Raw genomic sequence first — 13,763 nt, 5'->3', positions numbered from 1 at the left:
GGTATATGTCAAAAGTTTTTAAATCGTCCGAAAACTCCCAGAGGTAATTTGTGGCCGGAATCGGCTTGCAGATATAATTCTCCTGTCTGGAGATTATGTTTGGCCTTTTCTTTTAAAAGATTTTCAATGATCATGGATGAAAACCCAAGTGAGTATGCATTCAGGATAAGGAAATGCTGCTTTTCATCAAGGAGATTCAATACCCCTTTTATCATTTCATTGATATTGTCTTCCAGTTTCCATTTTTCACCTGCCGGGCCATGTCCATAGGCAGGAGGGTCGAGAATAATGCCATTATACTTGTTGCCGCGTTTCTCTTCACGCTTCACAAATTTCAACGCATCTTCAACCACCCAGCGGATATTATCAAGCCTGGATAGTTCCATATTTTCACGTGCCCAGGTAACAACCTGTTTAATGGAGTCAACATGTGTAACATCAGCCCCTGCCGCTTTCGCGGCCAACGAGGCACCACCGGTGTATGCAAATAAATTGAGGAAACGGGGTTTGTCCTCCCGTCGGCCCTCTCCTTCGGAGAGGGTATTGTTTTTCATAGTAATTATTGTATTGTAAATATATTCCCAATTAACACCTTGCTCGGGGAAAATGCCAACATGTTTAAATGAAGTTAAAGCCAAACGAAAATTAAGTACGTTGTTGGTTGTTGGTTGTTGGTTATTTGTCTCCGGTTGTTTCCCGACAACTGACAACCGATAACTGATTCCCCACCTATCCGGCATTTGTTTAAACTTCTTCCACTCCCCTGCCGAGCTCGATTTAGGCACAAACCGCACATGTGCCATACGCTCCCATTCTTTATCCGAAAGGTTTTTATCCCATACAGCCTGTGGCTCAGGGCGAACCACGATGTATTGACCAAAACGCTCCAGCTTTTCAAATTCGCCGCAATCAAGCAACTCGTAGTCGGACCAGTTATCGGGAGTTAATAATTGCATGCGGCGAATTTACGATTTACAAGGGAGAATAATATCTTTACACCGAATAAAAAATAACTATGGAAAACAGGAGAGTGAGAGTTCGTTTTGCCCCAAGTCCGACCGGGCCTTTACATATGGGAGGAGTGCGTACAGCGCTATACAATTATTTGTTTGCTAAAAAACATAACGGAGATTTTTTGCTCCGCATTGAAGATACCGACCAGGAGCGCTTTGTCCCTGGAGCCGAACAATACATTATTGAATCACTGAAATGGTGCGGGATCTGCCCGAACGAAGGGGTTGGATTTGGGGATGGCCCTCATGCACCTTATCGGCAGAGTGAACGCAAACCCATGTACCGCCAGTACGCTGAACAATTAGTGGAAAGCGGAAATGCCTATTATGCATTTGATACGAAAGAAGAGTTGGATGAAATGCGTAAACGCATGGAGGCCGCCGGCGGAACATCCGCATATAACGCAATTACAAGGCAGTCGATGAAGAACTCACTTACGCTTGCCGAAGATGAAGTAAAGCAACGATTGGATTCAGGAGAGGCTTATGTCATCAGGATCAAAATTCCACGCAATGAAGAGATACGGGTTCAGGACCTGATACGAGGATGGGTGGTAGTCCATAGTTCACAGATGGATGATAAAGTATTGTTTAAATCGGATGGGATGCCAACCTATCACCTGGCAAATGTGGTGGATGATTACACTATGCAGATCACACATGTGATAAGGGGAGAAGAGTGGCTGCCATCGGCACCCCTGCATTTATTATTATACAGGTATCTGGGGTGGGAAAATATAATGCCCCAATTCGCTCATTTACCATTATTATTGAAACCCGATGGCAATGGCAAATTAAGTAAACGAGACGGGGACAGATTAGGATTCCCTGTATTTCCTTTGGAATGGCAGGATCCGGTTACAAAAGAAATTTCATCCGGCTACCGTGAAAAAGGATATTTCCCTGATGCGTTTATTAATATACTTGCTTTGCTGGGCTGGCACTCCAGCGGCAATGAAGAATTATACACACTTGAACAACTTGTGAATGAGTTTTCACTTGACCGGGTAAGCAAAGCCGGCGCTAAGTTCGATCCTGAAAAAGCAAAATGGTTCAACCAGCAATACCTGCGCAAAAGAAGTGATGAAGAATTAGCAAAATTATTTCTCCCTGTTGTAAAAGAAAACGCTCAGTTGGCAAATGGCAATGTGCAGTTGGCAAATTTGCAATACGTAACTGCTGTTTGTAAATTAATAAAAGAGAAGGGGAATTTTTTGCATGAGTTCTGGTCGCTGGGAAGTTTCTTTTTTGTTGCCCCTGAAAAATATGATGCCGATGTGATCAAAAAGAGGTGGAATGAGAATACCGCGAAATGTATTAAGGAGGTAGCGGAAGCTTTCAAAATACTTACTCCATTTTCAACGACCGAAACAGAAAAAACATTTAAAGCAACCGCCGAAAGGCTGGGGATCAACCCCGGGCAGGTAATGCAATTGTTCCGTGTATGTATAAGCGGTTCAGGCGGCGGCCCGGCTTTGTTTGAAATGGTTGAATTGCTTGGGAAAGACGAAGTAGTGAAAAGATTGGAGAAGGCAGCAAATACTATTAACTTTAGTTAAGGCTATACACTTTTCCCGGCAGCGACCTCACCACACCGGTAAGTTCCAGGTTAAGCAATAACATGGAAACTTTACTCATATTTAACTTCGCGGTTAAACATAATTCATCAATACCTACGGGCTTTTCACGCAGTATTGCAACCACTGCTTCCTCTTCCGGACTAAGATTGTGAAATAAACTTCTCTGTTGTACCGTTTTTTTCTTCTGCTTCTGTTTTTCCCAACCCATCAACCGCAAAACATCCGCTGCCGATTCGATCAGCGCCGCTTTGTTGTTTTTTATTAATTGGTTGCAGCCAACTGAATATTCATCGTCTACCTTGCCGGGAAAGGCAAACACATCGCGGTTATAGGAATTAGCAATATCAGCAGTTATAAGGGACCCGCCTTCATCCTTCGATTCTATTACAATGGTCGCATCAGCCATACCGGCAACAATACGGTTCCGCTTTGGAAAGTTTTCACGGTCGGGCTGCGTCTGACTCAGAAATTCTGTTAGCAACCCTCCTTTCGCAAGCATCTTCTCGGCCGTTGAACGATGTGCCGCCGGATAAATTTTATCAAGGCCATGTGCCAAAACACCAATTGTCGGCAAATCATTTGTCAGGGCTGCCTTATGCGCGCATATGTCCACACCATATGCAAGTCCGCTCACAATAAGTACATCATGATCAGCAAGTCCACTTACCAGGTCCTGGCATATTTTTTTTCCATATAAAGTAGCATTCCGCGTTCCTACAACACCTACAACTCTCTTAGTGTTTAAATCGGCTTTGCCTTTATAATAAAGCATTACAGGCGAATCATGACAATGCTTCAGACGTTGTGGATAATCATCATCAAGGTAGAAAAGCGGCGCTATTTTATATTTTTCAATGAATCTTATTTCCTGTTCTGCCCTTTCCAATACATTGTGATTACGAATGGCATCAGCAAGGACAAGGCCAATGCCGGGTATCTTCTGTAGTTTTGCTTTCTTTTCTTTAAACACGCCCTCAATACTCCCGCAGTACGATATTAAATTTTTAGCCAGCACATCACCTATCCCCGGGATAAGAGTAATCCCTATTTTATATTTAAGCAACTCATTCATATTAAATCAAAAACGAAAAATATGAATTTTCAAGCTATTTAGGACTGTCAAAACCCTGAAATTATTTCTACATTTATACCGCTCTTGTAAGTTTAAGAAATGTGAATGCGGTATAACTGAATTCCTGCCCGCAGGCAGGCAAGCAGGTTGTTTCGCACAAGCAACCATAAACCTGCTAAGATTCAGTAATATTCCTTAACCTATTCTATTAAACCATGATAACACGTCCCTTAAATATCTTAAAATGGATAGATGAGAACCGCCATTTGTTAAAACCGCCTGTAAGTAATAAAGTTGTTTATAAAGACACCGATTTTATTATCATGATTGTTGGCGGTCCAAATTCCCGCAAGGATTATCACTACAATGAAAGTGAAGAATTTTATTACCAGCTGGAAGGCGATATTGTGGTTGGCATACAGGAAAATGGCAAGGCTGTTGATCTGCCGATTAAACAAGGAGAGATATTTTTATTGCCGGCCAAAGAACCTCATCAGCCGAGAAGAGGGCCGAATACAGTGGGCCTGGTAATTGAATACAGGCGCGGTCCGGGAATTAAGGACGGTCTCCTCTGGTTCTGTGAAAAATGCAACAATAAATTATACGAAGAATATTTTGTACTGACAAACATTGAACAGCAGTTTCAAACTGTATTTGCAAAATATTACGGCAGTGAAGAATTGCGTACCTGCAAAAAATGCGGGCACGTTATGGGGCCGCCTGCCAAACCTGTTTGATGAGTCTGTATTTATTGTGACGTATGCTGCAAAAGCAAAATGATGCCAATAGGGAAATCCATTATTTTCACTTAATCGACCTCCCTAGTGTTTAAAAACTATCAAGTGTAGTCGTATGTCAAAAAAACTGACGCGAAAAGAAAAAAATGCACTTCAGCAACAGACCTCTTCTGTTAAGGCCGAATCTCAAAAAACAGTTCTCAAGGGAGACCAATTAAAAAAGACCAGGTTCAGCATAGGTCTTATTATTGCCGTTCTGGGGTTTTTACTTTATGCGAACACGCTCGGCCATGAATATGTACTGGATGATTACTCTCTTATAAAAGAAAATTTTCAAACTAAAAAGGGAACTGCAGCTTTAAAAGACATTTTTACAGGCGGTTATCGTTCCGGTTATTTTGCCGCAGGAGAGGATGTGTATCGCCCATTATCAAAAGCCATGTTCGCTATTGAATGGGAACTTTCCCCTGATAAACCGGCATTATCACATTGGATTAATGTTATTTTATATGCACTTACCGGGTTTCTTTTGTTTTACGTACTAGTGTTATACCTCCCTCAGCACATCTGGCTTTGCGCTATTGCATCATTATTGTTTATTGCGCACCCAATACACACGGAGGTTGTAGCCAACATAAAAAGCAGGGATGAAATATTGTGCTTCCTGCTGTTTCTTTTAACCGCATTATTTACATTGAGGTACATTCAAAAAAATAGTTTTATCTGGCTGGCATTTGCGGGCATGAGCTTTTTCCTCGGCCTTCTTTCAAAAGAATCCGCGGTTACATTTATCGCTGTCATTCCGCTTATGCTGTATTTTTTCACCAATACGGATACCAAAAAACAGATTATTGCACTTGTTGTATTAGGAAGTGTAACGGCTTTGTTTTTTGTGATACGGATGAACGTATTGGGCACAGGCCCTGTGACGGCCCAGGCACTGTCAGACAACCTGCTCGTCGGAGCACCCGACAAACTTTCGCAAATAACAACCGCCATTTATATTATGGGGATCTACTTAAAACTTTTATTTATACCCCATCCGCTGGTATCGGATTATTCATTCAATCAGATTCCGATCGTTGGAATAACCGACTGGAAATTCCTTCTGTCCTTTATCATTTATACTGGAGCAGGTGCATTTGCATTAATGCGCTTCCGGCAAAAAAACATATGGGCGTTTGGGATTCTCTACTTTTTTATTACGGCATCATTAATATCAAATGTTGTGATCTTAATTGGCACCTCATTCGGAGAGCGGTTAATGTATGCGCCATCTGCCGGCTTTTGCATAGCAATAAGTGCATTACTTATCCATTTATTCAAGGTTGATGAAAATACGCCGGGATCATTGAATTTATTTTTAAAACAAAACAGCAAATTGGTTTTACTTATCGCAGGAGTTATTTTACTCTTTTCTCTTAAAACATATTCCCGCAATAAGGCCTGGGAAAGTAATTACACCCTTCATTCAACGGATGTAGTACTTTCGCTCAACAGCGCACGTGCCCATTATTACTATGGGAATATTATTACACAGGATGAATACCTCGCAAAGATCAAAGACCCTGTTGAGAAAAAAAACACACTGGATATTGCGTTAAAAGAAATGCGCAGAACCATTGAAATATATCCAACGTATGCTGACGCATTCCATAAAATAGGTAAGATCTACCTCGTACAACAACAATATGACAGTGCTGCCTTTTATTACAAAAAGGCTTTGTCATTTAATCCCGGCAATTCAATGTACCTTAATAATTATGGCACTGTGCTGTATAATACGGGTCATCTGGAAGAAGCCAAAAAACAATTTGAACTTTCCCTGCAAACAAACCCTAATCAACCCGACGCTTATAGTAATATTGCAAGTGTTTACGGTACCGCAGGACAGCAATTGGCTGCCCAAAATAAGCCTGAAGAGGCCCGCAAAAATTTTGAAACAGCTATTATATATTTCAAAAAATGCATTGAATTTGACCCCGGCAATGCCAGTGCATTTTACATGATGGGTCTAACCTACCGGAATATTGGCGATGAGACCAACGCACAATATTATATTAACGTTGCCAAAAAATTAAACCCAGGCTATAACTAAATTAAATTATGTTCACGATAGACATTCATACGCATATACTTCCTGAACATATTCCCAACTGGAAAGAGAAATTTGGTTATGGAGGCTTTGTTCAACTCGAACATACAAGACCCTGCTGCGCACGAATGATGGTGGATAATAAATTTTTTCGTGAAGTAGAGGATAACTGCTGGGATCCAACAAAAAGAATTCATGAATGCGACCATCATCATGTAGATGTACAGGTTCTGTCTACCATCCCGGTCATGTTCAGCTATTGGGCCAAACCGCAGGATTGTCTTGAGTTGTCCATGTTTCTGAATAACCACATAGCCGGTATTGTTCAGAAATATCCTAAGCGTTTCATTGGCCTGGGGACAATACCACTGCAGGCTCCTGACCTGGCGATCAAAGAACTTGAACGCTGCAAAAAAATTGGTCTTGCGGGAGTTCAGATCGGTTCTCACGTTAATGATTGGAACTTAAATGAACCGGCAATATTTCCTGTTTTTCAGGCTTGCCAGGAATTAAACATGCCTGTATTTGTACATCCCTGGGATATGATGGGTCAAAGTAAAATGCAAAAGTACTGGCTGCCCTGGTTGGTTGGCATGCCTGCCGAAACATCTCTTGCCATATGCTCAATGATATTTGGAGGAGTATTTGAACGTTTACCAAAACTACGTGTAGCTTTCGCGCATGGCGGAGGTTCTTTCCCTTCCACCATAGGCCGCATTGAACATGGATTTGAATCGCGTCCCGACCTGGTGGCTGTGGACAATAAAGTGAATCCACGAAATTACCTGGGCAAATTCTGGCTTGATAGTCTTGTTCATGACCCCTTAATGCTTACTTATATTGTTGATCTTATTGGAGCTAAACGAATTGCACTTGGCAGCGACTATCCTTTCCCGTTAGGCGAAAATGAACCGGGTAAACTGATCCGAAATTCCACATTTAGCAAAGATGTTAAAGAATTGCTTTTAAGCGGAGCCGCCCTGGAATGGATAGGGCAGAAAAAGGAGAATTTCATCTAAATTGTTGGTCTTACTCTCCAACTTTTTTACTTAAAAAGTTCTGCGATATCTCCGCTTTACTCTCGTCAAAAAGAGCTAAATTTGCACTGTACATGAGCGATCAAATAAAGCACGAGTGTGGGATAGCAGTTATCAGGTTACTAAAACCTCTCCAATATTACTACGACAAATACGGAACAGCTCTTTACGGGATAAATAAGTTGTGCCTTTTAATGGAAAAACAACACAACCGTGGCCAGGACGGCGCGGGAGTAGCTTCTATTAAACTGGATACTAAACCCGGAACCGCTTACATCAACCGTCATCGTTCATCATCCAGCCGGGCCATACAGGAAATTTTTTCAAAGATAAATGCCCCGTTCAATAGTGTTTTTAAAAACAAACCCGAACGTGCCGGCGATACAGAATGGCTCAAAAAAAATATTGACTTTGCCGGTGAATTATTACTCGGCCATTTGCGTTATGCGACTTATGGAGGCAATAGTATTGAAAACTGCCATCCTTTTCTTCGGCAGAATAACTGGAAGACCCGCAACCTTGTTGTCGCCGGGAACTTCAATCTCACCAATGTGGACGAGCTTTTTAATCAGCTCGTTGATCTCGGACAACATCCCCGTGAAAAGACAGATACAGTTACAGTGATGGAAAAGATCGGGCATTTTTTGGATGAAGAAAATGAACGCCTTTTCAAACAATTCAAAAAGCAGGGTAATAGTAAAGCTGCCATTTCAGAACTTATTGCTCAGAATATTGATATAGTAAAAATATTAAAGGACTCCAGTAAGAAATGGGATGGCGGCTATGCAATGGCAGGGATGTTTGGTCATGGTGACGCCTTTGTTTTACGTGATCCAAATGGCATCCGCCCTGTATTTTATTATATTGACGATGAAGTAGCAGTTGTCACTTCTGAACGTCCTGTAATTCAAACGGCATTTAATGTTTCCATTGAAAAAATAAAAGAGTTAACCCCGGGACACGCGCTGATCATCAGAAAGAATGGTGAGGTAGGCGAGCATAAGATCATAAAAGAGGGCATGAAAAAAGCCTGCTCTTTTGAACGGATTTATTTTTCACGCGGGAGTGATGCATCTATTTACGAAGAGCGTAAAAGTCTTGGTTACAACCTGGCTGACCGTGTGCTTGCTTCAGTAGATCACAATATTGAGAATACAGTATTTTCATATATTCCGAATACCGCCGAGGTAGCTTTTATCGGGCTCGTTGATGGAGTCAACAATTACCTGAACGATCTCAAAATAAAAAAAATAAAAGCAGCAAATGGCAAGCTGAGTGATGAGCAACTAAAAAAGATTTTATCTCAACGGCTTCGCATAGAAAAAATACCGATCAAAGATGCCAAGTTGCGTACATTCATCACCAATGACAGTGCACGCGACGACATGGTTGCCCACGTTTATGATACAACATACGGTGTTGTGAAACGCGGAGTTGACAGCCTCGTGGTACTTGATGATTCTATTGTACGAGGCACCACTTTAAAGCAAAGTATCATACGTATCCTGGACCGTCTTGAACCAAAGAAAATTGTTGTTGTTTCTTCAGCACCGCAAATACGATACCCCGACTGTTATGGCATCAATATGTCGAAAATGGCCGAGTTCGTTGCTTTTGAAGCGGCAATCAAACTCCTGAAAGAGAATTATAAAGAAAATTTCATTGAAGAATTGTATGAGCGTGCCAAAGCGCAGGAAGATCTGCCAAAGGAAAAAATTAAAAATATAGTGAAGGAGATTTATGCTCTTTTCAAATATGACCAGATCTCTGCTAAAATATCCGACTTGCTTCGTCCTGAGGGTCTTAATGCTGAACTTGAGATCATTTTTCAATCAATCAAGGGTCTGCACCAATCATGTCCTAACCACAAAGGCGACTGGTATTTTACGGGTGACTATCCTACTCCCGGCGGGAACAAAGTAGTGAACCGAGCTTTCATCAATTTTATGGAAGGGAAGAATGTGAGGGCTTATTAAAGCAGGGACGAGGGAAAGGGTCGAGGGACAAAAAAGTAAAAAAATTATTTCTTTTTATAAAGTGGGACTGTTGAACACGGCTCACCATACATAATGCTTTTGGCAACCGGACGAAGGATGCGGGTAATTTCCACATAAGCTGATTCCGGCACAGGCAGGTTGCTGCAGCCTTTAATAACTATTCGTTGATCGGCATAATCAGCAGGGTTTATTTTAGAAAGCGCTTCGTTATATAAAATTGTTTCCAGCGTTTTCAGATCACCGAACACTACTTTTTTTGCAAAAGGCTCTATAACTGTTACCAGCAGCATATACGCCCAGGTTGGAACTATGGCATCCGCCGAACAAACAATAGCTACATATTTATCCCTGTATTTGCTCCAATCTTCATTTTTCACAAACTCGCGGAACTCCTTTTCTCTTAATATCAAACCCTGGAACAAATGTTCTTTCACGTCCAGCAACACGCGTTCTCCTTCAGGATAATGATCCTCCAGGTTAAACTCAACCAGGCCGCTTTGCGCTACTTTATTTACTATCATTGGATGTGAGTATTGAAATATGAGATATGAGAGTCTCAATACTCATATCTCACATCTCATATCTGCCTTACATAAACCCTAGCTCCACCTGCGCCACCTCGGTCATCATGCTTTTATCCCAGGGCGGCTCAAACGTAAGTTCAATTTTTGCTGATTTAATTCCTTCAACTCCTCTTAATTTTTGTTCAACTTCGGGCGGCAGCGTTTCTGCGACCGGACATGATGGTGAAGTTAATGTCATTTTTACTTCGAGGTTATTTTCATCATCAAGCCTGATCTCGTATATCAATCCGAGTTCCCATATATCAACAGGTATCTCCGGATCATAGCACGTTTTAATCATGTCGATGACCCTTTGAGTCAGCTCTGTGTTTTTTGATATAATTATTGCACCCATAGTTTAGTTCAAGGTTCAAGGTTCCGTGTTCAAAGTTGTTTTAACCTTGAACCCGGAACCTTGAACTTTTTAACCTCTCGTCTTAAAGGCGAGAGCATCCATTTTCATTTGTTTGATCATACTCACCAAACCATTCGCACGCGTTGGTGACAAATGTTCTTTTAATCCGATCTTATCAATGAAATCCATTTTCGCGTCAATAATCTCATCAGGAGTGTGATCTGCTAATACTCTAACAATCAATGCTACCAACCCTTTTGTAATGATCGCATCACTGTCGGCCGTGTAAATTACTTTCCCATTTTTCAATTCTGAATGAAGCCAGACTCTGCTTTGACATCCCTTAATAAGCTTATCTTCTGTTTTATATTTTGCATCAATCAATGGTAAGGATTTTCCCAGCTCAATTAAATGTTCGTATTTTCCTTCCCAATTGTTTTCAAACAATTCGAATTCTTCAATTATTTCCCGTTCAATTTCTTCAATTTTCATGCTTATTTTCTTGATCCTTTTTAACCTTGAACTTTGAACACAGAACCTTGAACCTTCTTACTTTAACATCTTTATCGCTTTCTCTATTCCTTCTGCCAATTTATCTATTTCTTCCTTTGTATTATAAAACGCGAAAGAAGCACGGATCGTTCCGGGAATACCATAGTGCTCCATCAACGGCTGTGTGCAGTGGTGGCCTGTACGAACAGCTATTCCCTGCTTATCCAATATTGTTCCGATATCCAAGGGATGTAATCCATCAATTACAAATGAGATAACACTTGCTTTACTTTTTGCATTCCCGATGATCCGCAAGCCGCTTATATGCATTAACCTTTCGGTCGCATATTCCAACAATCCATGCTCATAAGCAGCAATATTATCCAAACCAATATTATCAATATAATTAATCGCGACAGCCAAACCAACTCCCCCTTCAATATGAGGAGTTCCTGCTTCAAATTTTAAAGGCAGGTCGGCATAGGTTGTTTTAGCGAATGTTACAGTTTTAATTGTTCCTCCCCCACCCTGGTATGGAGGCATATCATTAAGCCATTTTTCTTTCCCGTATAATATACCAACACCTGTTGGCCCGTAAACCTTATGCCCGCTGAAACAATAAAAGTCACAATCAAGGCCCTGTACGTCAACGTTCATGTGTGGTACAGCCTGCGCTCCATCTATCAGAATACAAGCTCCACCCAGCCCTCCCCGTTGGGAAGGGTTCATCTCACGCACAAGGCGAACTATTTCTTTTACAGGGTTTATTGTACCTAGAGTATTTGATACGTGGGTTACAGCAACCATTTTGGTTTTGGAGTTCAACATTTTTTTAAACTCTTCCAAAATAAGTTCCCCCTTATCATTGATGGGAATCACTTTTAATGTTACACCTTTTTCTTCACACAATAACTGCCAGGGCAAAATATTGCTATGGTGCTCCATTTCACTCACAATGATCTCATCTCCGGCTTTAATAAATTTTTTTCCGAATGATGCGGCGACAAGGCTGATAGATTCCGTAGTTCCTTTGGTAAATATTATTTCATGTACAAATTCAGCATTCAAATGCTTTTGAATAGTTACACGGGCTGCTTCATATTCAATGGTAATATCCTGGCTCAAACGGTGTACGCCGCGATGAATATTGGCATTATCGTACTCATAATATTTTTTTAATGCGTCAATTACCACTTGTGGTTTTTGGGCAGTGGCAGCACTGTCGAAATAAATAAGTGGCTTGTTATTAACCTCGCGCGATAGAATAGGAAAGTCCGAACGAATTTTCGCCTGATCAAATTTCATTTTATGTTCTACTGCCGTTTTCATTTATTTTGGGACACAGAGAGCCACAGAGAATTACACAGAGGACCACAGAGTATGTTGCGTTCATTTTTTTGATATAATTCAATCATAATATTTTTTTCTCAGCGAAACTCTGTGACTACTCCTTTTTTCTCTGTGTAATCCTTTTAATTCTTATTTTGGATTACTTAATCTTTTCTCAATCAACGCATCCACATACACTCTCAACGGCTCAATACGTATAGTATTTATAGCATCAGCCGCAAAAGCATACAACAACATCCGCCTGGCGCTTTCTGTTCCCAATCCCCGTGAGCGAAGATAAAATAAGGCATCTTCATTCAAATGCCCGGTTGATGAACCATGCGAGCATTTTACGTCATTGGCATATATTTCCAACTGAGGCTTAGTATTGATCGTTGCGTCATCACTCAGCAAAATATTTTTAGAGCTTTGGTACGCATTTATTTTCTGCGCATCCCGACGAACGTAAATTTTCCCATTAAATACGCCCGTGGACTTGTTATCAAGAATCCCTTTGTACAACTGGATGCTTTCACAATTCGGCTTTTGGTGATCAACCAATGTATGGTTATCCACGTGCTGATTATCCCTTGTAATGAATAATCCATTGAGGTGCGTTTCACAGTTCTCTGCGTCTGCAACTATATTCAAATTATTGCGTACCCATTCACCATTTAAAGTAACCGTATTTGTATCGAAATGTGACCTGGCCTGTTGATGAACTTGTGTTGTATTGACCAGGTAAATATTTTCACAATTATTCTGAAGCTTGTAGTATTGGACCTTTGCATTTTCGGCCACATTGACTTCTGTAACCGCATTGACAGTCGTTTTTACATTCAGCTGATGTGTATTAAACGATTCAACAATTTTTACTTCAGCGTTTTTGCCAACAATAAATAAATTTCGCGGCTGAATCAAAGCGGCTTCTTTTACAAAAACAATATTAATGATGTGCAGCGGGTGCTCCATTACAACTTTATCGGGCACATAAATAAATAATCCGTCTGAAGCAAAAGATGTGTTTAAAGCAATGAAAGAATCCGTATTTACATCAGCATATTTTGAAAAATGGTCTTCTATTAAATCCGGATGGTTTAAAAAGGCACCCGCAAGATCAGTAACAATAACTCCTTTGGGCAATTTAGTTACAGATGATAATTGTTTTGAGTAAAAGCCATTCAGCAATACAATATGGTTGTCACTGATACCCCCAATCTCGAATTGCTTGACAGAATCTGCCGTTAGCGTAGTATTCCGTGCAGCAGTTAAGATCAAATAGTCTGCTTTAAATAACTTTTCAGGATTGGAATATTTATACTCTTCGCTTTTACGATTAGGGATCCCCCTATCAAGAAATGCGTTTATCGCCTTTTGACGGATATCCTGTAATGCAGCATTGCCAGGCAGTTGTGGCCGTTGCTTTTCGAACGCCACTGCCAATTTATCTTCTGCTTTTATTTTTTCTGCTGTTGTGTTCATTTTTTTTATTT

At 40.8% G+C, this 13,763-nt stretch carries 12 protein-coding genes; 5 read left to right on the top strand and 7 right to left on the bottom strand.

Annotated elements, in window-relative coordinates:
• Positions 1-8: 8 nt before the first annotated feature.
• Positions 9-956: a class I SAM-dependent methyltransferase gene (locus tag HYU69_08335; GenBank protein MBI2270350.1), complete on the bottom strand. Its 948-nt coding sequence runs from the start codon at positions 954-956 to the stop codon at positions 9-11.
• A gap of 59 nt (positions 957-1,015) precedes the next feature.
• Here HYU69_08335 and HYU69_08330 point away from each other — a divergent pair, with 59 nt between their 5' ends.
• Positions 1,016-2,572 (top strand): glutamate--tRNA ligase, encoded by a 1,557-nt coding sequence (locus tag HYU69_08330; protein MBI2270349.1) that lies wholly within the window; start codon positions 1,016-1,018, stop codon positions 2,570-2,572.
• On the opposite strand, the gene dprA is transcribed toward HYU69_08330, so the two are convergent.
• Positions 2,565-3,665 (bottom strand): DNA-protecting protein DprA, encoded by a 1,101-nt coding sequence (dprA, locus tag HYU69_08325; protein MBI2270348.1) that lies wholly within the window; start codon positions 3,663-3,665, stop codon positions 2,565-2,567. The genes HYU69_08330 and dprA overlap by 8 nt on opposite strands.
• A 215-nt stretch (positions 3,666-3,880) precedes the next feature.
• On the opposite strand from dprA, the gene HYU69_08320 reads away from it, so the two are divergent.
• The 4 genes from HYU69_08320 to HYU69_08305 all read left to right on the top strand — a co-directional run bounded on the left by HYU69_08320 (position 3,881) and on the right by HYU69_08305 (position 9,510).
• Positions 3,881-4,402 (top strand): 3-hydroxyanthranilate 3,4-dioxygenase, encoded by a 522-nt coding sequence (locus HYU69_08320; GenBank protein MBI2270347.1) that lies wholly within the window; start codon positions 3,881-3,883, stop codon positions 4,400-4,402.
• A gap of 115 nt (positions 4,403-4,517) precedes the next feature.
• Entirely contained in the window at positions 4,518-6,500 is a 1,983-nt protein-coding gene (locus HYU69_08315) for a tetratricopeptide repeat protein (protein MBI2270346.1), read from the top strand.
• A gap of 8 nt (positions 6,501-6,508) precedes the next feature.
• Positions 6,509-7,516, top strand: coding sequence for an amidohydrolase (locus tag HYU69_08310; GenBank protein ID MBI2270345.1), 1,008 nt, complete (start codon positions 6,509-6,511; stop codon positions 7,514-7,516).
• Between the two features lie 92 nt (positions 7,517-7,608).
• Positions 7,609-9,510 (top strand): class II glutamine amidotransferase, encoded by a 1,902-nt coding sequence (locus HYU69_08305; protein ID MBI2270344.1) that lies wholly within the window; start codon positions 7,609-7,611, stop codon positions 9,508-9,510.
• A gap of 44 nt (positions 9,511-9,554) precedes the next feature.
• Here the strand turns inward: HYU69_08305 and HYU69_08300 are convergent, their stop codons facing one another.
• The 5 genes from HYU69_08300 to sufD all read right to left on the bottom strand — a co-directional run bounded on the left by HYU69_08300 (position 9,555) and on the right by sufD (position 13,752).
• The gene (locus tag HYU69_08300; protein MBI2270343.1) at positions 9,555-10,052 is read right to left on the bottom strand and encodes a DUF2480 family protein; all 498 of its coding nucleotides are present in this window, start codon (positions 10,050-10,052) and stop codon (positions 9,555-9,557) included.
• Positions 10,053-10,119: 67 nt separating this feature from the next.
• Positions 10,120-10,449, bottom strand: a complete 330-nt coding sequence (locus HYU69_08295; GenBank protein ID MBI2270342.1) for a DUF59 domain-containing protein — start codon at positions 10,447-10,449, stop codon at positions 10,120-10,122.
• 69 nt (positions 10,450-10,518) lie between these two features.
• A complete protein-coding gene (locus HYU69_08290; GenBank protein MBI2270341.1) occupies positions 10,519-10,941 on the bottom strand; it encodes a SufE family protein in 423 nt (140 codons plus the stop codon).
• 57 nt (positions 10,942-10,998) lie between these two features.
• On the bottom strand, positions 10,999-12,270 hold the full coding sequence (locus tag HYU69_08285) for a cysteine desulfurase (GenBank protein MBI2270340.1): 1,272 nt from the start codon (positions 12,268-12,270) through the stop codon (positions 10,999-11,001).
• Between the two features lie 150 nt (positions 12,271-12,420).
• Positions 12,421-13,752 (bottom strand): Fe-S cluster assembly protein SufD, encoded by a 1,332-nt coding sequence (gene sufD, locus HYU69_08280; GenBank protein MBI2270339.1) that lies wholly within the window; start codon positions 13,750-13,752, stop codon positions 12,421-12,423.
• Between the last annotated feature and the right edge of the window lie 11 nt (positions 13,753-13,763).

It is taken from the genome of Bacteroidota bacterium (assembly GCA_016183775.1).
Classification (GTDB): domain Bacteria; phylum Bacteroidota; class Bacteroidia; order JABDFU01; family JABDFU01; genus JABDFU01.
The sequence above is the reverse complement of the archived record's forward strand: the minus strand, read 5'-3'. Positions and strand labels throughout refer to the sequence as shown.